16 protein-coding genes are annotated in these 20,526 nt (G+C 44.9%); 11 read left to right on the forward strand and 5 right to left on the reverse strand.

Annotated features, from left to right (window positions below):
* Positions 1-40 precede the first annotated feature (40 nt).
* Positions 41-367, reverse strand: a complete 327-nt coding sequence (gene yciH, locus AC438_RS05615; RefSeq protein WP_053980263.1) for a stress response translation initiation inhibitor YciH — start codon at positions 365-367, stop codon at positions 41-43.
* Between the two features lie 81 nt (positions 368-448).
* Between yciH and AC438_RS05620 the strand changes: the two genes are divergently transcribed.
* The gene (locus AC438_RS05620) at positions 449-1,264 is read left to right on the forward strand and encodes an ion transporter (RefSeq protein ID WP_053980284.1); all 816 of its coding nucleotides are present in this window, start codon (positions 449-451) and stop codon (positions 1,262-1,264) included.
* A 46-nt stretch (positions 1,265-1,310) separates the two neighbouring features.
* Here AC438_RS05620 and hrpB read toward each other — a convergent pair whose 3' ends face one another.
* Entirely contained in the window at positions 1,311-3,851 is a 2,541-nt protein-coding gene (gene hrpB / locus AC438_RS05625) for an ATP-dependent helicase HrpB (protein ID WP_053980264.1), read from the reverse strand.
* A 151-nt stretch (positions 3,852-4,002) separates the two neighbouring features.
* Here hrpB and AC438_RS05630 point away from each other — a divergent pair, with 151 nt between their 5' ends.
* A complete protein-coding gene (locus AC438_RS05630) occupies positions 4,003-4,764 on the forward strand; it encodes a TlyA family RNA methyltransferase (RefSeq protein ID WP_053980265.1) in 762 nt (253 codons plus the stop codon).
* A gap of 23 nt (positions 4,765-4,787) precedes the next feature.
* On the opposite strand, the gene gloB is transcribed toward AC438_RS05630, so the two are convergent.
* Positions 4,788-5,630, reverse strand: coding sequence for a hydroxyacylglutathione hydrolase (gloB, locus tag AC438_RS05635; RefSeq protein WP_053980266.1), 843 nt, complete (start codon positions 5,628-5,630; stop codon positions 4,788-4,790).
* A 265-nt stretch (positions 5,631-5,895) separates the two neighbouring features.
* On the opposite strand from gloB, the gene AC438_RS05640 reads away from it, so the two are divergent.
* From AC438_RS05640 to dnaQ, 3 genes are all read left to right on the forward strand, one after another.
* Positions 5,896-6,738: a methyltransferase domain-containing protein gene (locus tag AC438_RS05640; RefSeq protein WP_053980267.1), complete on the forward strand. Its 843-nt coding sequence runs from the start codon at positions 5,896-5,898 to the stop codon at positions 6,736-6,738.
* A gap of 48 nt (positions 6,739-6,786) precedes the next feature.
* Positions 6,787-7,230, forward strand: a complete 444-nt coding sequence (gene rnhA, locus AC438_RS05645) for a ribonuclease HI (protein WP_053980268.1) — start codon at positions 6,787-6,789, stop codon at positions 7,228-7,230.
* A 118-nt stretch (positions 7,231-7,348) separates the two neighbouring features.
* On the forward strand, positions 7,349-8,065 hold the full coding sequence (gene dnaQ / locus AC438_RS05650) for a DNA polymerase III subunit epsilon (protein ID WP_053980269.1): 717 nt from the start codon (positions 7,349-7,351) through the stop codon (positions 8,063-8,065).
* 381 nt (positions 8,066-8,446) lie between these two features.
* Here dnaQ and AC438_RS05655 read toward each other — a convergent pair whose 3' ends face one another.
* A complete protein-coding gene (locus tag AC438_RS05655) occupies positions 8,447-9,820 on the reverse strand; it encodes a DUF1552 domain-containing protein (RefSeq protein ID WP_053980270.1) in 1,374 nt (457 codons plus the stop codon).
* An 11-nt stretch (positions 9,821-9,831) separates the two neighbouring features.
* Positions 9,832-11,745, reverse strand: coding sequence for a DUF1592 domain-containing protein (locus AC438_RS05660; protein WP_053980271.1), 1,914 nt, complete (start codon positions 11,743-11,745; stop codon positions 9,832-9,834).
* An 823-nt stretch (positions 11,746-12,568) separates the two neighbouring features.
* Here AC438_RS05660 and guaB point away from each other — a divergent pair.
* The 6 genes from guaB to pseI all read left to right on the forward strand — a co-directional run bounded on the left by guaB (position 12,569) and on the right by pseI (position 20,023).
* Positions 12,569-14,044 (forward strand): IMP dehydrogenase, encoded by a 1,476-nt coding sequence (gene guaB, locus AC438_RS05665; RefSeq protein ID WP_053980272.1) that lies wholly within the window; start codon positions 12,569-12,571, stop codon positions 14,042-14,044.
* Positions 14,045-14,149: 105 nt separating this feature from the next.
* A complete protein-coding gene (gene guaA, locus AC438_RS05670; RefSeq protein ID WP_053980273.1) occupies positions 14,150-15,742 on the forward strand; it encodes a glutamine-hydrolyzing GMP synthase in 1,593 nt (530 codons plus the stop codon).
* Between the two features lie 503 nt (positions 15,743-16,245).
* Positions 16,246-16,950, forward strand: coding sequence for a TylF/MycF/NovP-related O-methyltransferase (locus AC438_RS05675; protein ID WP_053980274.1), 705 nt, complete (start codon positions 16,246-16,248; stop codon positions 16,948-16,950).
* Positions 16,950-18,296 carry an MBL fold metallo-hydrolase gene (locus tag AC438_RS05680; protein ID WP_053980275.1) on the forward strand — a complete coding sequence of 449 codons (1,347 nt, stop codon included), beginning with the start codon at positions 16,950-16,952 and terminating at the stop codon, positions 18,294-18,296. Before AC438_RS05675 ends, AC438_RS05680 begins: the two co-directional genes overlap by 1 nt.
* Before the next feature lie 64 nt (positions 18,297-18,360).
* A complete protein-coding gene (locus AC438_RS05685; protein WP_053980276.1) occupies positions 18,361-18,978 on the forward strand; it encodes a formyltransferase family protein in 618 nt (205 codons plus the stop codon).
* Positions 18,971-20,023: a pseudaminic acid synthase gene (gene pseI / locus AC438_RS05690; protein ID WP_053980277.1), complete on the forward strand. Its 1,053-nt coding sequence runs from the start codon at positions 18,971-18,973 to the stop codon at positions 20,021-20,023. The genes AC438_RS05685 and pseI overlap by 8 nt, the downstream gene beginning before the upstream one ends.
* The last annotated feature ends 503 nt before the right edge of the window (positions 20,024-20,526 follow it).

The raw sequence follows: 20,526 nt of genomic DNA on the forward strand, positions 1-20,526 counted from the left end.
TGATGTACTGAGCTGCATGCTGAGCTTAGTCATAGATTATTTAGCTGCCTGCAATTTTAACGATGTAGCCTTTTTTCTCGAGAGTGACTTTTAGCTTGTCGCGTTGCTCGCCTTGTATCTCTATAATGCCATCTTTAACCGTACCGCCTGTGCCACAGATTTGTTTCAGTTCTTTACTGAGCTTTTTGAGGTCGGCCTCATTTAAAGGGACCCCCTTAATTAAGGTGACCCCTTTACCGCCACGGCCTTTACTTTCGCGGTGTAAGCGTACAATGCCGTCACCTGGTGTAATGTGCGTGTTTGTGGTTGGGGTTTGTTTGATGCGCCCTTGCTCAGTAGAGTAGACAAGGCGTGAGTTTTTGCTCATTGTTGGCTCCTAAAAAGTGGCTATTATACAATAGGCTGTCATTTATCGAGCTGTATGCTCCAATCTATTTTTTTAAAACTTATGAGCCCATTCAGACAGAAACTGTACGATGTGATTTTTGGCACAGAAACGCCAGCCGGTAAGCTCTTTGATCTCGTTTTAATTTACGCCATTGTATTCAGTGTGGTGGCTTTAATGCTAGATACTGTAGTGGCACTTAATGAGCGCTGGGGACTGGTATTGCGCTATGTTGAATGGACGTTTACGTTCTTTTTTACCGTGGAATATTTAGCGCGTCTCTATTGTTCGCCTAGTCGCATTTTGTATGTCCGCAGCTTTTATGGTGTGATCGATTTGTTATCGATCTTACCTGCGTATATTAGCCTATTGGTACCTGGTACCAATTACTTATTAATGCTACGTTTATTTAGGGTATTGCGTGTTTTTCGCGTACTTAAGTTAATGCGGTATATAGTGGAGGCTAATTTATTAGTCCGTTCAATGTTACAGGCGCGCCATAAAATATTTGTATTTTTTATGGTGGTCCTGGTCTTTGCGACTATTTTCGGGTCGATTATGTATTTAGTTGAAGGCCCCAGTAATGGTTTTACGAGTATTCCACGCAGTATTTACTGGACCATCGTCACTATTACGACTGTGGGCTATGGTGACATTACTCCGCAAACCGTTTTTGGCCAAATCGTAGCATCGCTTGCGATGTTAACAGGCTACTCTATTATTGTGGTCCCTACAGGTATCTTAACGGCTGAGTTCTCACAAGAAATTCAACGCGATCGTAGCTTAATTAATTGCCCTAACTGCGGTAAAGCCGGCCACGATAAAGACGCAGGCTTTTGTAATCGTTGCGGCGGCGCATTAAATAATCCGCACAAATAAAAACCTGCGTGCCTAAATTCAGAGATCTTAATTTAAGTGCTTACAATTAGAAGCCTTGATCTAATTGTAAGCGACGTTTGGTTTTAGCTGTTGCCTGCATGCTCAACGGGTCATCCGGCCACGGGTGGCGCGGGTAGCGGCCTTTCATTTCCTTTTTTACCTCTTGATACCCGCCAGCCCAAAAAGCGGCCAAATCTTGAGTGATTTGCAGTGGTTTTTGCGCAGGTGACAACAAGTGCACGGTCAGTTTTATTTGGCCATTAGCAATACTGGGTGTTTGCGCACAACCAAACATTTCTTGTAGCTTTACCGCGAGTATCGGCGGGGTGTTGTTGTAGTCTATGGCAGCATTTCGCCCGCTAGGTATTGCGATGCTTATGGGTGCAAGGATGTCTAGCTCTTGCGGAAGCGGCCAAGGCAGCAAGCTGTGTAATTGCTGAAGTAAATGTAATTTTTTAAAGTCAGCTAATGTATTAATATTACTGAGATAAGGCGCTAGCCAGTCATCAAGTGTATTGAGCAATGCTGTATGACTAAAGCTTGGCCAAGGTTCGCCTATTGTAGTGTGCAGTAAATTAACGCGGGCAATAAATTGAGTGGCCTCATGCGACCAAGGTAAAAAGTCTAATCCTTTATTTTTGATCAGCTCTAGCAGCGCTTTTGTTTTAACCTCTTTTGGGAGTGAGGTTTGTGTTTGCTGTTGAATAATAATTTTGCCAAGTTGTGTCCTTTGTTCGGCAATAAAGCGACCGGCTTTGTCATCCCACTGGGCAAGGGTGTTTTGCTTAGTCAGATATTTAAGCTCATCATTAAAAAATGTGTTATTTAATGGGCAAGCGGCATAAATGGTATCGGTGTTTTTACCTGCAATACCTCCGGCTTCGGCAATGCTTAACCACGGTGTATGCGCTAAATGTTCATGTGTTGAAATTTGTACTGCGCGCCCATTAGCTAGCTGAAATACTGTATTTTGAGTATTCGTATTTTTGAGTTTTGCAATGCGCTCAGGAAAGGCGTGGGCCAGTAATAAGCCAATCAAATCGCTTTCGTCGTAATCAGCAGTGACTTTTTTTGCACTCAAGCCTTGTGCAAATTGCCGAGCTAATTGTTGTACGCGCTGCTGCCAGCCTTTGTGCGCTGGGTTTATAGTGTCTAAGCCTGTGGCTGCACGGTAAATAGTGGCAAGGTTAGCATCCATGTGCTTAGGCGTGCGCTCGCTCAATATAGCCGCCAATGTACTGCCGAGCTTGTTGGCACCGTAGTGCTCGGCTTTTAGGAGTAAGAGTGCTAGGCGAGGGTGGCAGGCAAAATTGGCCAGTCGTTTTCCGGTGGGGGTTAATTGCTGGTTGTCGTCAATAGTACCTAATAACTGTAAGGTGTTGAGTGCTTGCTGCCAGTTTGCGCTAGGCGGCGCATCTAGCCAAGTGAGTTCACTGGGGTTATTGCAACCCCAGTGAAGTAATGTGATACATAAAGGGGTTAAATCGGCGGCTAAAATTTCGGGGGTAGCGTGTTTGGCGCGTTGATGTTGCGCCGCTTCGCTCCACAGTCGGTAGCAAATGCCAGGCTCCATACGGCCGGCGCGGCCGGCGCGTTGCTCCGTTGAAGATTGCGCATTGTTATGGGTGTGTAAGCGGGTAAGGCCCGTATTGGGGTCAAAGCTCGGGCTGCGACATAAGCCGGCATCAATCACAATACGCACGCCCTCGATGGTTAAGCTGGTTTCTGCAATATCGGTGGCTAATACTATTTTGCGCTTGCCATGATCAGTTTGGGTGATAGCCGCTTGCTGCTCTTTTAAAGGTAAGTTGCCGTGTAGGGGTTGGCAGTGTGTGTTATTGGGTAAAGTATTATGTAGGTGCTTAAGGGTGCGGTTAATTTCGCCTACGCCCGGTAAAAAGACCAATACGCTGCCGGTTTGTTCGGCAACAGCCTTTTGAATAGTATGACTAACATGCACGGTGATATCATTAAAGGCTTGCCCGTGCTGCTTTTTAGGTGGTGGGTAATAAATTGTATCAACGGGGTAGCTGCGGCCTTGACTGGTAATAATAGGCGCATCATCTAAAAGTGTGGCAATCGCGGCGCCATCTAAAGTGGCCGACATAACCAGTAGCTTGAGCGGGTTGTGGCTGTCCCTAAAAAGCTCGCGCGCTTGCAAGCTTAAAGCAAGCCCGGTATCTGTGTTAATACTGCGCTCATGAAATTCATCAAAAATAATAATACCAATATCGCTAAGCTCGGGATCATCTTGTAGCCAGCGAGTTAATAAACCTTCGGTAATGACCTCTATGCGGGTGTGCGGGCTAACGTTAACCGCTTGGCGCATGCGGTAGCCAACTGTTTGACCCACTGGCTCGCCAAGCATTTTAGCCATGCGGTTGGCGGCATTAATGGCTGCAACACGGCGCGGCTCTAGCATAATAATTTTTTTGCCCTTAAGCCAAGGTTGCTCCAATAAACTTAAAGGTACTTGAGTTGTTTTACCGGCCCCCGGCGGTGCTTGTAGTACGGCTTGATCATGTTGCGCCAGTGCATCGAGTAGCTTGGGTAGGCAATCAAAAATGGGTAAGTTATTTTTTGGCATAAATTAGGGCGACTTGGGTCATATTGATGAGTTAGCATTGTACCGCGTTGCGGTTATTGAGTAAGCTAGCGGCCTTTTATAAATATGACTCCCTACCCATAAGTTACACTATCAATAAGTAATCAATAAGTAATCAATAAGGCTGCAACTTGTGCAACGGTTAGATAAAGTACTAGTAGAGCAAAGTTTGGCGGCAACGCGAACGCAAGCGCAAAAATTGATAGAGGCTGGGCTAGTTGAGTTAATGACCGCTGGCCAGTGGCGCGTTCAAAACAAAGCCTCCCTTAAATTACCTGTCGACAGTGTATTAAAAGTGGGCGAGCACCCCGATATGCGTTATGTCTCACGTGCAGGCTTAAAGTTAGAGGGCGCTTTGGCATTAAGCGGCATTGATGTGGTGGGTATGGCTGCCATTGATATTGGTCAGTCGACCGGTGGTTTTACCGATTGTTTACTCAAGCACGGGGCCGCTCAAGTCACCGGTATTGAAGTGGGGCGCGATCAATTAGTGGCATCACTAAAAGTAGATGAGCGTGTGGTATGTCTAGAGGGTGTCAATGCTCGGCACCTTACTACCGATGTGCTCCGTTATGCCCCAGCAGGGTTTGATATTGCCGTTATGGATGTCTCTTTTATTTCACAAACATTAATATTGCCTAATATTGCACAGCTTCTAACGCCCAATGGCTATTTAATAACACTCATTAAACCTCAATTCGAGCTTGGCCCAGAAGCTTTAGGTAAAGGCGGTTTAGTGCAGGACACCCGTTTATATAAAGGGCTAGAAGAAAAATTTAAGACGCTATTAAATACTTTAGGTTTTACCGTATTGTTTTATACACCAAGCGCTATTAAGGGTGGCGATGGGAATAAAGAATTTTTGGCGGTGTGTAAATTAACGCTAGTCAAATAATTCTATCCTAGATGTCATCGTAACTAAAAAGTGTCTTTCCAGTTACGCAGTGCTGTAAATACGGCGAGAGGGGTTGTGTCGCACGTTGCTGTGTTGCACGTTGTGGTAGGGCTGGCTTTAACGACGGCCTCTATAACGGCAGGCTTGTGAGTGCGTAAAAAAGGGTTGCAGGCAAGCTCTGTGGCCAATGTTGAAGGAATACTAGGTTGGTTATTCTTGCGCAGTTGCTCGATGACTTTTATGTATTCACCAACAGCTGAATTGTTGGGCTCTACGGTTTGTGCAAATTGGAGGTTGGACTGCGTGTACTCATGCGCGCAAAAAATCTGTGTTTGCGGAGGCAGTGATTGAATGCGGTTTAGGCTATTGAATAATTGCTGTATATCGCCGGTTTGCTTGAGTCGCCCACAGCCGGCCGAAAATAATGTATCACCACAAAATAATGCGTTGACTTGTGGGCAGTAAAAACTTAAATGCTCAGCCATATGGCCTGGCGTGTGCCATACCTCCAGCGTTAAGCCATTGAGCTTTAGGGTGTCGCCATCGCTAACGGGGCGGTTAATGCTGGGGTGAATATTGGCAGGGCCGTAAACCGGGAGTGCCTCGGTGGCGTAGCTTAAGCTGATCAGTTCATTAATACCGTTGACGTGATCCCAATGGCTATGGGTAATAAAAATACCTTTCAGGGTTAAATTTAGTGCGTTTATTTTGGCGACAATAGGCGTTGCTTGCCCTGGGTCTATGACCCAAGCATGGGTGTCATCGTGAATTAGCCAGACGTAATTGTCATCAAAGATAGGAATGGCGCAAATTGTGTGTTTGTGACCGTTGATGGTATTAGGTGAAATTGTATGCGATGAGGTCATATGTAATAGGGCGATAATACGCTTAAGCTTAGGTAAAGATAGTATAAGTGAAGTCGCAAGAACTTTAGTGAGTTTTGTGACTTTGAGGTCCTAGAGGGTTAAACTCCTAGGCTAGGTGCGCAATGACTACTATTAAGGGTGTTGAGTACACACTATCTGGCTTCAGTACGCTATACCGTATTTAGCATACCGTATTTAGCGGATATAGACACTTGGCGACTTGGCCAGCGCTTGAGCGGCAAGTGTTTTACCAATAGGAGTGTTTATGTTTTTTTTGCAGCAACAGTTCAAACGTTTGGCGCATTCGATACATCAGCGCCAGCAGATCGTCGCTTTACCTCAAGCTGCAAAGGCCCTAGATCAATGGTTTGCAGCGCCGACGGGGCAGCGCATACTTGCACAGGAGCAAATGGCCATTGATAAGGCCTTGAGTTGTTTGTTTGGTTACCACTTATTGCAAATGAGCATTTTACCTAATACAAAGCTTTATCAATCGAGCCGTATTTGTCATTGCACACGAGTGGGGTTTAATACAACAGCACCTGCTGATTTGGCGTGTGAGCTAGAATCTTTACCTCTGGCTGATGAGAGTGTGGATGTGACGCTGTTACATCATGCGCTAGAATATTCGGCTAACCCGCACCAGCTGTTAAACGAGGTGAGTCGAGTGACGATTGCGCATGGTCATGTTGTGATCGTGGGTTTTGACCCTTTAAGTCTCACCGGTGCACTGAAGCCTTTTGCGCAACTGGCGAATACCAGCGCTTTTTGGGCACGCCATAGCTTAGCGAGTAATCGCTTAAATGATTGGCTAAAGCTACTGGGTTTCGAGACCCAAGAAACATTTTTAGGGTGCAGTCAAACACCTTTATTTAAAAGGGTACCGAACGCTAAGTTGGCGCAGGGCTTAAGGGCAAAAACACAGCTACCTTTTGGTCATTTTTACTGTATTGTTGCGCGCAAAATGGTAACAGGCATGCGGCTGCATAAGCCCGCCCGGGATACGCGCTTTTTGAAAGGCGTTAAACTTGCCCCTCAGCCTATCACGGCCCGTGGCGCAGCGCGCTTGAGTTTAATTCGCAATGTGAATAAGGGCCCTAAAAACTAGCGGGTTTAAGGGGATTGTAATCACTCTGTTTAATAAAAGAAGGCTCTATTGAATACCAGCAAAAAATCAGTCTCAATATTCACCGATGGTGCCTGTAAAGGTAATCCAGGCCCTGGGGGTTGGGGAGCCGTGTTACGTTTTGGTGAGCATGAAAAGCGCTTGTATGGCGGTCAACAAAATACGACCAATAATCAGATGGAGCTTATGGGCGCGATAGAAGCCTTAAAAGCGCTAAATGAGCCCTGTAGGGTCAAGCTCACCACCGATTCCCAATATGTGCGTAAAGGTATTACCGAATGGCTCAAAAATTGGAAAAAAAACGGCTGGCGTACGGCGGCTAAAAAGCCTGTTAAAAATGCTGAGCTTTGGCAGCAGCTCGATGAACAATCGCAACGCCATGAAGTGAGCTGGTTTTGGGTTAAAGGCCACAGCGGCCATCCAGAAAACGAACTGGCTGACCAACTGGCTAATCGTGGCGTTGAAGAGTTGTAGTTTGTGGGTTGTTCTAGTACATAGTTATTGGCTTGAGTGGTCCAGCCAATAACTAATACGTGCCCCATTTTTGTCCCTCTGAATCATGACCTTATTGATTAAAAATCCGAGAATGTGAATGTCCCGTCAAATAGTATTAGACACTGAAACTACAGGCTTAGAGCCTAAGCTTGGCCATCGTATTATTGAGATTGGCTGCGTTGAATTGATTAACCGAAAACTGACTGGTCGACATTACCATCAGTATATTAATCCCGAGCGTGAAATTGATGAAGGTGCCATGGCTGTGCATGGCATAACAAATGAGTTTGTAGCTGCAAAACCTGTATTTGCGGCAATTGTGGATGAGTTTCGTGAGTTTATTCGCGGTGCTGAGTTGGTGATTCACAATGCCCCATTTGATGTGGGCTTTATGGATAATGAGTTTGCCTTATTGAATCAGGGTTTGGCTGCAACAGCTGATATTTGCAGTGTACTCGATACCCTAGCGATGGCGCGCAATAAGCACCCTGGTCAAAAAAATAATCTCGATGCATTGTGTAAGCGCTATGGTGTTGATAATTCATCGCGTGATTTACATGGCGCTTTACTGGATGCTGAGATTTTAGCTGACGTTTATTTGTTGATGACTGGCGGTCAGCGAACACTTGCACTGAGCGAGAGTGAAGAGAGTGATGGTGGCGGGGTAAAAGTTGAAACAATTCAGCGGCTGTCTAGTGAGCGGCAACCTCTGCCTATTATTATGGCGAGCGACGCTGAGCTGAAGCTACACGAAGCTAAGCTGCAGGCCATTCATAAGGCTGCGGGGCAGTGTATCTGGCTGGTCGATAAGTGATAAATTGATAGTAACCCTTCAGAGCTATCAAAATCGGGCACGAATGTATCATTGCTTGGGCCGCTCAAGCTATCGGCGACTTAGTGCTCTTCGACTTAGCACTCCTCGACTTAGTGCTTCTGTAAAGTCTAATCTTGCATAGCCTTATGCCGTTGTACTGTCTAGCACTTGCTTTCCCTAAAAGGCCCGGCGCTTAAATGCCGAGACAATAACCGATGAGTACTAGTACCCTATCAGGTGAAATCTTCAGCTTGCCTCAATAGTGACAATTGATATTACAAAAAACCGTACAGCAAGAGTAGATAGAGTCATATGAGTTACTAAACATAACGCCCTCCTGGGAGAGCGTTTAGTGTTAAACAAGATATGATGAGCCGCTTGTTACGGCATATCTGCGCCTTTCCATGCGTTATGGATACGACCATTGCCGTTGTCGCTGGTGGTAGGGAATACACATGAGGTGTAACCGCATACTTCAGCAATAGTGGCTAGTACGTCTGAGTGGTTGATCGATTTATCATTGGTGTTTTGATCACCTTTCACGCCTGTCGCCCCATAAGGTGCCAAATCGATTGAGCGGCCAGTTATAAGGCCTGCGTTTTTACCGCCGGCTAAAAACGTTGGAACTTGAAAGTGATTGTGGCGGTTGCCATGGCCTAAATCGGACACCGTCATTACGATGGTATTGTCAAGCAAGCTACTACCATCGGCACCATCGGGTGTATTGGCCATTTTTTCAATAAAGTTAGCAATTTGGGCCATCCACCAAATTTTACTGGTGGTATGTGCATCGGCATCTTGGTGTGAAAGATCGTGGTCGCCAGCCGACGTGCCAGGCACAATAATAGGCGATACCGATACACCATAGCTAAAGGCGATAGAGCGTGTTAAACCGCATGCTAATGATTGAATAGCCAGATCTTGCTGAACATCGGATACGGCACCTAAAATGTTAGTACGCCATAATGCATCGTTGCCGCCGGTGCCAAACTGCATAAGGTCGGGGGTGTTAGTGCAAAGGCTTGAGCTATTGCCACCACCGGAGTTGTTGGGGTTGAGTTTGGCCTCTAGTACAGTGAGGGAATCGGCGTGCATTTCTAAACGCTCGCGCTCAACTTGACCCAGCTTGCCTTGTAGGCGCTTTAAGTCGCCCTGTATAGCGCTTAATATTTTAAGGCTGGCATCGCCAGCTTGCTCACTACTATCACCACCACCGCCAAATAACTGCGGGTATAAAATGCGTGGATCATCAACAGCGTGCAAATCTTTGCCTTTATCAAAGCTTATGCGCTTATCAAAGTTATCACCCCACTTGGTGCCGCAACCCATTTGAATTGAGGGTACGGTGATTTGTGTTTGATCGCGATTGGCCCAGTCTTCTTTGCCCATTTGAACATCAATAGATGATAGTCCGTGCGGGCTTTGGATGGTGGGGTAGTCTGTTCCAAAACCTGTTAAGCATTTTTTAGAGCCACCCTCATGGGTGTGCGGCTTGCCTGCATAGCCTAGGCCATCTAAAAAAAGTAAATGCTCTTTGACTTTTTCGAGTGGCTTGGTCATGGGGGGCAAGGCCATGGTGCCAGCTTTAGGGAAAAAGTAATCAGGTACAGCGCCATTAGGGTGGAATATAAACAGTGTTTTAAGGCGTGTATTATTCTCGGCGGCCATAGCTGAGCGCGCTAAAATAGAAGTCAGTGGCGCGGCAGTTGTTGCAGCGCCAACAGCAAAATTTTTAAGTAAAGTACGTCTTTTCATTATATAAACTCCTAGCGGCGCATCATAAAGTTAGGATCAGACAGTGGCGCTAACCATAAGTCCATGAGAGTGCCTGACTGGGTTTGCCAGCGCGAGACCGTATTTTGTACTTCACAGATATCAGGCTTAGCAACACCTTGGTAGTAGCGGTGATACTGAGTGGCTAAACAAGATTCCACTTGTGCTTGGCCTTGGTTGGCTAAAATATCCGTAAGGCCTTGTAGATCGTCAAAGTTGTGTTCATCAAGATCAGCCATGCTCTTAATACCAATTAAGCTGCCAGTGGCATCAATGGCGAGGTTGTTACCTTCGGTGGTGCGGTATTGGCCAACACCATTATAGTTCTCAAAAGCAAAACCCAGAGGGTCGATATGTTGATGGCATGCGGCACAAGCGGGATTGTTACTGTGTGCCGAAGAGCGCTCGCGCAATGGTTTGCTTGGGTCCAGTGGTTCAATTTCGCCAACATTCGCGGGGGGTAAACCAAATTCTTGGCATAATAAGTTGCGGCGAATCAGTAAGCCGCGCTTAATTGGGTGATTTTCTTTTGATGAGGCGTTAATGGTTAGGACAGCGCCTTTGGTGAGTACGCCTTGGCGTTTATTATCGACCGTGACTTTTTGGAAGTCATTGGTATTGGTATTGTTAATGCCATAAAACTGGGCCAAATCGCGATTGAGGTAAGTGAAGTTGGCTGTGTAGATATCGGCGGTTTTGTAGTTGCCACCTAAAAAGAGCTCTTGCAAGAAAAGATCGAGTTCGGTTTCCATGTGGTTGGCAATTTGCACAGAGTAGTTAGAAAAAATCGTTGTATCTTTCGCTTCGGCAGAGACATTACCTACATTGAGCCACTGGCGGCCAAAATGTGCAAACTGTGCTTGGGCGCGCGGGTCCTTTAAGAGTCGCTCGGCTTGCTGGCGTAAAGTATTAGCGCTCGATAGGGCGCCACTTTTAGCGGCGTTGAGTAGCGTCTCATCGGGCATAGACCCCCAGAGCGTGTAAGATAATAAACTTGCGAGTTCATAGTTATCGAGTTGATATTGGCCTGCATTGGCCTTGCCAATTTCGCTGCGATACAAAAAGCTGGGTGAGCTTAAAAAGGCGCGCAAGGTGTATGCAAAGCCTTCGGCCGTTGTATTACCGGCATTAAAAATGGCTTTGTAGGCTGTGAGCTCTTCGTTATTGAGCGGACGACGAAAGGCCTTTTTGCCAAATGCTGGGACAAAAATATCACCGCAGCGGCGGATATCATCTTGGCTTGGGTTTTGTTGCTGTTGCCCACAGCCTAAAAGATTATTGATATTGCTTTGGGTGTCGGCGATTTTTTGAGCAACACTCCAGTAGGCATCAACGCGGCCAGCAGTTGCTGAAGAGCCTTTGGCGTTATTGTCAAAGCCTGCAATACGCGTGTCGACAGGGATTGCCTTGATGAGCTCTTCACCATCTGTGCGCCCGAGTAAATCGTTAATGGTATTGGCGTATTCGCGGTTGGTGAGTAGACGCAAGCGCTGAGGAAGTGCTTGCGCAGGCTCGTTACAAGCGACTACAGGCGCTAAGCTTAAAACATACTCGGCGACTTTATCTGCGCACTCGCCAACGCAATCGGTGGGTAAGCCGATGGTATGCGGCATCGTATCGTTGATGCGCTTAGCGAGACTGTTTTGATTCCAGTTGGCAAACACAATAGGCTGAGTGGGGTTGGCGGCATCATCGCCGTGACAGGCGGCGCAGTTATGTGCCTTGTACAGTTGAGCGCCGGTTTTATGACTTGTGGGCGCGCTGCTGCTTGCGGTGCTCGAGCTACTGAGTGCACTTGAGGGGTTACTCGACAATGCTCCTCCATTTGTAGGCGGGTTTTCATCGCCGTCGGAAACACACGCTGCCAGTATACTTGCTAGCAGTACTGTACTAAGTTTTTTGATCATGTTGCCAAAACCTCACTTTAATGGTTTTAATCAGACTTAAGCACGGCCATTCAGGGGTTACTGTTAGTCTGAGCAATGCCTGAATAACCGCTTTGGGGTGCGTTATACCTTAATAGCGGCGATGCTTGTGCACGGTGTTGTTTTAAAACTGAATTGCTGTGTTCTTGGTGTCCATGCATGGTAGGTACGCTGTCAACGCGTGATATATATTGAGCGCTCTACTGTAAAGTGTGCGTAATCGTGCCATGTCTGCGGTACTATAATTGAGTGGGCAAACTATATATTGGCACGCCATATATTTGCATACCTGCACATTAACCATGAACCATGAACCATGCGGCACACTAAAGGCGCTAAGGCGCCAAACGACGTTGCATGACTCCTTCGTATAACCCCATCATGGTTGGTTTTAATGGTGAATAAGTCAAATATGATGGCCTGATTTTGGGATCTATTCACATAATTAATACCCAAAGTTATACCCGTGCCTCATTGACTATTATGCCCATCTTATTATTCGGTTGATTGGCGATCAAAAATAAGACGCTACCGTGTCATTACTGGCGGTGGATGTGTCGCGGCTGGCCCAGAACAGCAAGACTTACTAGGCCTATTGTCAGTGATGCTGAAAGCAGTTATATGCATAGACTAATAACGACGTTTACCCCGCTTCACTAAACGCCTATAATGCGGCGCTAATTTTTATGTGGTTAAAGCTGTTTTGAGTTTTTAGTCTGTTCTATGGCAACGAATGTGTCATCATTTGCCCTAAAACGATGGACTCAGGCACTTTTTTTTTGCCTAAATTAAGGTGGTAGCCCCTATGTTACGGATCGCTCAAGAAGCGTTAACCTTTGATGATGTGTTGTTGGTGCCCGGCCACTCCGAAGTCACTGCTAAAGACGTTAGTATTAAAACTCAATTAACCCGCGGTATTACCTTAAATATGCCTTTGGTCTCTGCGGCCATGGATACGGTGACCGAGTCACGTTTGGCAATCGCTATAGCTCAAGAGGGCGGCATTGGCATTATTCATAAGAGCATGACTATTGAAGATCAGGCGCGGCATGTTCATTTGGTAAAAAAGTTCGAAGCCGGTGTAGTGAAAGATCCTATTACTATTGACTCTTCAGCGAGCATCAGCGCTCTTATCAATCTTACTAAAGCTAATAATATTTCGGGTGTGCCAGTTTTAGATGGTGGCGATTTGGTGGGGATTGTGACAGCGCGCGATGTGCGTTTCGAGCCTAACCTTGATGCTACGGTTGGCAGCATCATGACGCCAAAAGCAAAGCTGGTTACGGTTAAAGAGGGTACTAGCCCTGCAGAGGTGCGTGCGCTCTTGCACAAGCACCGCATTGAAAAAGTCTTAGTGGTAGATGATGCTGGCATGTTAACCGGTTTAATTACGGTTAAAGACATCAATAAAGCCGAAGCTTATCCGAACGCTTGCAAAGATTCTGCCGGTAGTTTGCGTGTTGGCGCGAGCGTTGGCACCAGCCCAGATACTGATGACCGCGTTAAGGCATTGGTTGAAGCCGGTGTGGATGTTTTGGTGGTGGATACCGCGCACGGGCACTCCAAAAATGTGTTAGAGCGTGTTGCTAAAATCAAAAAAGATTACCCTGATGTACAAGTCATTGGTGGCAATATTGCTACTGCGGAGGCAGCGTTAGCGTTAGTGGCTGCTGGTGCCGATGCCGTTAAAGTCGGTATTGGCCCAGGTTCTATTTGTACAACACGTATTGTGACAGGTGTCGGTGTGCCGCAAATTAGTGCAATTGCCAATGTAGCCGAAGCACTTAAAGATACTGATGTCCCTGTGATTGCTGACGGTGGCATTCGCTTTTCAGGTGATTTGGCCAAGGCTGTTGTTGCGGGAGCGAGTGTCGTGATGATGGGCTCGATGTTTGCTGGTACCGAAGAGGCACCGGGTGAAATTGAGTTATTTCAAGGCCGTAGTTATAAATCTTATCGCGGTATGGGCTCGCTGGGTGCGATGTCTAAAACACAAGGCTCATCTGATCGTTACTTTCAAGATTCTAGCAAAGGTATGGAAAAACTGGTACCCGAGGGCATTGAAGGACGCGTCGCCTACAAAGGGCCGCTAGCAGCGATTACGCACCAATTAATGGGTGGTTTACGTGCGGCTATGGGTTACACGGGAAGCGTCGATATGTACACCATGCGCACCAAGCCAGAGTTTGTACGCATTACCTCTGCAGGTATCGGTGAGAGTCATGTTCATGATGTGAATATCACTAAAGAAGCTCCTAATTATCCGATTAGCGGCCGCTAACTGCGCGCCGCTTCAAAAAAACCGCCTTGGGCGGTTTTTTTGTTTTTTTTTGTTACCTATTTTCTCATACTGTTATTCTACTACTTATTTTTGTCAGGCTCATTTATGGTTACCGACGCGCAGCACTCTAATATTCATACTCACCGCATTTTGATTTTAGATTTTGGTTCACAATATACTCAGCTTATTGCACGCCGTATTCGCGAAATTGGCGTGTATTGTGAAATTCGCGCATTTGATATGAGCGAAGATGAGATAATCGCTTTTGCGCCCAAAGGTATCGTTTTAGCTGGCAGTCCAGAGTCCGTCACTGGTGTGGGTTCTCCGCGTGCACCAGAGATTGTATTTAACTATGGCGTACCTGTGTTAGGGATTTGTTATGGCATGCAAACTATGGCTATGCAATTAGGCGGTACCGTACAAGGCTCTGATGAGTGTGAATTTGGCTATGCACAAATTCATTTAACGGGTGAAAATGATTTTATTAAACAAACAAAAGATCATGTCAACGCTGACGGTACTGCATTGTTAGATGTATGGATGAGTCACGGTGATAAAGTGACAGCGATGCCTGCTGGCTTTGAAATTATGGCTAGTACGCCATCGTGCCCAATCGCTGGCATGGTTCATAAAGGCAAGCAGTTCTACGGTGTGCAGTTTCATCCAGAAGTGACACATACCACGCAAGGTGGCGCCTTATTGAAGCACTTTATGTTAGATATTTGCCGTTGTGATGCACTGTGGACGCCAGCGAATATTGTTGAAGATGCCATCGAACGTGTGCGCGAGCAAGTGGGTACAGATCATGTGTTGTTGGGGCTTTCTGGTGGTGTCGACTCTTCGGTAGTCGCGGCTTTATTGCATAAAGCGATTGGCACGCAGTTGACGTGTGTGTTTGTGGATAATGGTTTGCTGCGCAAAAATGAAGGCGACCAAGTGATGGATATGTTTGCCAAAAACATGGGAGTGAAAGTCATTCGTGCGGATGCCGAAGCGCTATTTTTATCACGACTACAAGGCATTAGCGACCCAGAACAAAAGCGTAAAGTCATTGGTAATACCTTCATCGATGTTTTTGATGAAGAGTCATCAAAAATAGATAATGTTAAATGGCTGGCGCAAGGTACTATTTACCCGGATGTGATTGAGTCGGCTGCGGCTAAAACAGGTAAAGCACATGTGATTAAATCACACCACAATGTGGGTGGGTTACCTGAAGATATGAAGCTGGGCTTGGTCGAGCCTTTGCGTGAATTATTTAAAGATGAGGTGCGCAAAATAGGTTTAGAGTTAGGCTTGCCTTACGATATGGTTTATCGTCATCCGTTTCCAGGGCCTGGTTTGGGTGTGCGTATATTGGGTGAAGTCAAAAAAGAATATGCCGATATCCTGCGCGAAGCCGATGCTATATTTTTAGAAGAGCTGCATAAAGCGGATTGGTATCATAAAACCAGTCAGGCTTTTGTAGTCTTTTTGCCCGTCAAATCAGTGGGTGTCGTGGGCGATGGTCGACGTTATGAGTGGGTAGTATCGTTGCGCGCTGTAGAAACCATTGACTTTATGACGGCGCGCTGGGCGCATTTACCTTACGAGCTTTTAGAGACAGTCTCTAACCGCATTATTAATGAAATTAGTGGTATTTCACGTGTGGCTTACGATGTATCGAGTAAACCGCCTGCCACGATTGAGTGGGAATAATCTTTAGTATAACTATAAGCACAGCGCTTTAATTGTATTTGTGTGATTATATAAGCCTAACCCCAGTGTGTCGCTGGGGTTTAGGCGCTCTTTACGTGTAAAAATATTCTAAAATAGTGAGCGATACAGCGCATCTATCGCGCCAATGCTACATCCTTCTATCTTCCTCTTCCCGTTGCAAGCCGGCTTCATGTGTTATTGCATGTACTTGCCTGTGCTGTATCTCACCTACCACCTATCGCATGCCACGCAGTGTATCTACTCTTTGTGTATTAAGGTGTCATATTGTGCTGTTGATTATCTTTTGTTAGGTGCGTGCATTGCAGTTTAAGTGAGCTAAGCTAAGTATTAGCTTATATTTACTGCCAACACTATAAGACAGCAAGCTAAAGTATAGGGTATCAGTTGGCAACAGCTGGTGCGCAAGGGCTGAATGATGGGTTGTTCAGGTTGATATAGCGGTGAATCGGGCGCGTATATTGGTCAAAGACAGGAATAAAAAAATGAGCAGTGATAATTTTTTAAGTAATCGCAATCGCTTTTCTAGTGATCTAGGTATTCCAAAGCTCTATGAGTTTATTGATCAATTTAGCTTGTATGCAGGGGTGCATACTTTAGGGAGCAAGTTGTGGACTTATGAGCTACTCAAAGACACCGTGGGTGTTCCGGGGGATATTTATGAATTTGGCAGCTGGAAGGGTGCCAATCTGATGTTTTTAGCAAAAGTAAACTCATTACTTGAGCCCTCATCCCCCAAAAATATTTTTGGGTTTGATAATTTTAGTGGATTACCCGAGGCGACAAAAGAAGATGGTGATTATGCCATGCATCAGCAGGGCAATTATCACGGTAATGAGGCTATTTTACGGCAGGCTATAGAGCTATTTGAGTTGCAATCAAAGGTTCATCTTATTGTTGGCGATGCATTAGAAACAATCCCCCGCTATGCGCAAAAAAACCCTGCGGCATTGTGCTCTTTTGCCTACCTTGATTTTGATCTATATGAACCGACGCGTCTTGCCCTGTCTTTTCTTGATGACTGTATCGCTATTGGTGGTGTGATTGTCTTTGATGAGGCATGCACTGCGCAGTGGCCAGGGGAGACGCTGGCTATGAAGCAGTATTTAGCCAATAGCCAGCATCAGTTTGATATGTTGAGCAACAGTATATCGCGACAGCCAACAGTCGCTTTGAAGAGGGTGGCCTAGTGAGGGTTCAGCACTTACAAAGTGCGACACAAATCATTGAGTTAGGTGATGTAAAACTACTGACAGACCCGTGGTTGACAGAAGGTGAATACTACGGCAGTTGGTTTCACTACCCTCCTTTTGGTGATGCTCAGATTGATGCGCTTGAGTACGACTATATTTATGTGTCACATGTACATCCTGATCATTTGAGTGAGAAAACCTTTGAAAAGCTGCCCTACAAAAAACCAGTGTTGATTCATAATTACGATGCAAAATTTGTTAAGCGTAAGCTCGAAATGTGGGGTTTTGAGGTAATTGAATGCAATCATGGGCAAACATATAACCTAAGTGATGACGCCTGCATTACAATTTATGCTGCAGATAATTGTAATCCCGAACTTTGTGGTAAGTTTATGGGCTGTGGCGCACTTGAAAAAAAAATGGGCAGTACTCAAATTGATACGCTTGCTGTCTTCGAATGTGATGGTGAGGTGATTCTTAATACGAATGATTGCCCCTATGCGCTAGCGGTGGATACCATCACTGCCCATCGTATTCACCAAAAAAATATTGATCTATTATTGGTTGGATATGGTGGTGCCGGGCCATACCCTCAGTGCTTTGAGTTTGATAGCATCGATCTAAAAACTGCTGCGATCAAAAAAAAAGAGCAGCAATTTTTAGATCAAGCGGTGAACTATATAAAGCTCGTTAAACCATTTGCTTACGCACCTTTTGCAGGGACCTATATTTTAGGCTCTCGATTATCAGATCTAACTGACTACCGTGGCGTACCCTCACTGCTTGAAGCTGGCGAGGCTATCAATCAAGCACTCGCAGTAGACCCGCCCATGATCAAACCTCCGGTTAAGCCTGTAGGTATTCTTTTGGAGCAGCTTGATATCTATGATGTGAGTCAGAGAAAGCTTATCAAAAACACAATTTTCGGCGCAATGAGTTACTCTGATTATGTTAAAAAAATATCTTCTTACCCCTTGGATTTTGATAAAGATGATTGGGATGATAAAGATTTAGAGCTTTTGATTAAGAAGGCGGCACAGCGATTTCATAATAAAGCGAAAGACATTGGCCTTGTGTCGAATACTCGACTGGTGATTCAAACTGAAAAAATAGCCTTTGAACTGGGGACTAGAGATGATGTTGTTTATGTTGCTCTTGATAAGGTGCTTTGTGAGCCGTTTATTAAAGTGATTGTTGAGCATAATCTTTTACATCGTTTGTTGCGTGGCCCTCGATATGCACACTGGAATAATGCAGAAATAGGCAGCCACTTAAAATATATCAGAAAGCCTGATCAGTTTGAACGTGGCTTGTATTATTGTATGTGCTTTCTTCATCAGTAAAACGATTTCAGTGTGGCAGTATTAATGCCCAAACGGTGGTGCTAAAGTGGCCAGGGTTAATGTTATGAGAGCGTTAAATACCATAAAAAATCCTAAAAAAAATATTCTATTTTTAGGGTACGACGAAACTCAAACTAAAATTATTGATTCGCTGATCAACAAAGAATGCCAAGTAGCGCATACCGCTGAAATAATTAATGGTATTAATACTATTAATGGTTATGACTTAGTCGTTAGTTACGGTTATCGGCATATTATTAGCGCAGATATGATTAAGTCTTTAGCCTGCCCTATATTTAATTTGCATATTGCTTACTTACCTTATAATCGAGGTGCACATCCGAATTTCTGGTCGTTTTATGATAATACGCCTTCTGGTGTCACTATTCATTTAGTGGATGATGGTATCGATACTGGCCCTATTGTTGTGCAAGAGTATGTTAATTTTTCTGAAGATGACGATACATTTATAAAAACATATAAAGCTTTAAATGCTAGGCTTGAGGATGTTTTCATTGGATATGTTGATAAAATTTTGACAGGGGAATGGGAAGCTAAGAAGCAAAGAGGGTTGGGCTCACACCATTACGCAAGTGATTTGCCTCAAAATTTTGCTGGTTGGCATGCCAATATTGATGATGAAATAAAAAAATTAGATATAGAGGGTTTACGCTATGAATAAGTCTAAATTAATTGTCGGTCAGCGTGAAATATCAAATAAATATCCACCATATATTATCGCTGAGATATCAGCTAATCACAATGGTTCGATAGAGTGCGCCAAAAACACGATCATGGCGGCCAAAAAAGCTGGTGTACATGCGGTAAAAATTCAAACATATACGCCCGATACCATGACTATCGACGTACAAAAAGATGATTTTTTAATACAAAAAGGGCTGTGGAAAGGACGATCATTATATGACTTATATCGCGAAGCTTACACACCTTTTGAATGGCATAAGTCACTGTTTAGTTTTGCCAAAGATATTAATGTGACTTTGTTTTCGTCACCATTTGATGAAAGTGCCGTTGATTTACTGGAATCTCTGGATGTGCCAGCCTATAAAATTGCCTCTTTCGAAATTGTTGATTTGCCCCTTATTCGGTATGTCGCGAATAAACAAAAACCCTTACTGCTATCAACAGGAATGGCCTCTTTTGATGAAATTGCCAATGCTATCGATACTGCAAAAACAGCTGGTAATCATAATATTGCTTTGTTTCATTGCATTAGTAGCTACCCCGCTGAGCTTGCAGAATCGAACCTGTCGGCTATTGCGCAGCTAAAAAAAGAATTTGATGTCGAGGTTGGGCTTTCTGATCATACTGTGGGTCATTTAGCCAGCGTTGTGGCCACTGCGTTAGGGGCAAGTGTTATTGAAAAGCACTTTACCTTGGATCGTACTAAAGGCGGTGTAGATAGCAGCTTTTCTCTTGAACCGAGTGAAATGCATGCTCTTGTCGTGCAAACTCAAGAGGCTTTTCAGGCGATAGGAAAGCCAGATTTAATGCGATCTGATACGGAAAAAAATAATAAAATTTTTAGGCGCTCTCTTTATTTTGTAAATAATATCGAAGTCGGTGAGGTGATAACAAAGCATCATGTTAGGCGAATTCGACCGGGTTATGGGTTGGAGGCAAAATTTTACGATGAGGTTATCGGTTCTAAAAATCGGGTGGCAGCTAAAAGAGGTGATAGAGTCACTCTGGATCATTTTAGGTAATAAGATAAATCGTAACTATTCAGAGGTCCGGAAATCGGGCGCTAATGAATCATTGACTGGGCCGCTCAAGCCATCCATGGTCGCTATATAAGCGCTCCCGGCGCTTAAATGCCCAGAAAATAATTCATCAGCACCTTGTTGAGAGATTTTTTTGGTTCGGCTGAATAGTTACGATAAATTTTAATGAAAGAGCACGACTGAGTCAGGTTGAACAAATGCTTCCGATAACGATATGCAAGATTAGATTTTTTAGGATATAAAACCGAAGAACGCAAGGTTACACAGGATTTGAGTAGGCGATTTAATGATTCATGAGTGTCTAACTTCGGTACCCCTGAATGAAGGTATGAAGGTATGAAGGTATTAGCTGTTCTTGCTCATCTTATGTCTAGTGATTGCGTGCTCGATGATGAATCGATCGCTCGAGCTGAGCTCGCAATACATAAATTTAAACAATACGTTTACCCATTAATAGTAACCAGCGGCTGGGCCTACAGATCCGA

It is taken from the genome of Marinagarivorans algicola, assembly GCF_001292705.1.
Classification (GTDB): domain Bacteria; phylum Pseudomonadota; class Gammaproteobacteria; order Pseudomonadales; family Cellvibrionaceae; genus Marinagarivorans; species Marinagarivorans algicola.

Bases quoted from the DNA above. Each gene is read 5' to 3' on its own strand.
- yciH (WP_053980263.1), bottom strand. From the start codon at position 367: ATGAGCAAAAACTCACGCCTTGTCTACTCTACTGAGCAAGGGCGCATC.
- AC438_RS05620 (WP_053980284.1), top strand. From the start codon at position 449: ATGAGCCCATTCAGACAGAAACTGTACGATGTGATTTTTGGCACAGAA.
- hrpB (WP_053980264.1), bottom strand. From the start codon at position 3,851: ATGCCAAAAAATAACTTACCCATTTTTGATTGCCTACCCAAGCTACTC.
- gloB (WP_053980266.1), bottom strand. From the start codon at position 5,630: ATGACCTCATCGCATACAATTTCACCTAATACCATCAACGGTCACAAA.
- AC438_RS05640 (WP_053980267.1), top strand. From the start codon at position 5,896: ATGTTTTTTTTGCAGCAACAGTTCAAACGTTTGGCGCATTCGATACAT.
- dnaQ (WP_053980269.1), top strand. From the start codon at position 7,349: ATGTCCCGTCAAATAGTATTAGACACTGAAACTACAGGCTTAGAGCCT.
- AC438_RS05655 (WP_053980270.1), bottom strand. From the start codon at position 9,820: ATGAAAAGACGTACTTTACTTAAAAATTTTGCTGTTGGCGCTGCAACA.
- AC438_RS05660 (WP_053980271.1), bottom strand. From the start codon at position 11,745: ATGATCAAAAAACTTAGTACAGTACTGCTAGCAAGTATACTGGCAGCG.
- guaB (WP_053980272.1), top strand. From the start codon at position 12,569: ATGTTACGGATCGCTCAAGAAGCGTTAACCTTTGATGATGTGTTGTTG.
- guaA (WP_053980273.1), top strand. From the start codon at position 14,150: ATGGTTACCGACGCGCAGCACTCTAATATTCATACTCACCGCATTTTG.
- AC438_RS05675 (WP_053980274.1), top strand. From the start codon at position 16,246: ATGAGCAGTGATAATTTTTTAAGTAATCGCAATCGCTTTTCTAGTGAT.
- AC438_RS05685 (WP_053980276.1), top strand. From the start codon at position 18,361: ATGAGAGCGTTAAATACCATAAAAAATCCTAAAAAAAATATTCTATTT.
- pseI (WP_053980277.1), top strand. From the start codon at position 18,971: ATGAATAAGTCTAAATTAATTGTCGGTCAGCGTGAAATATCAAATAAA.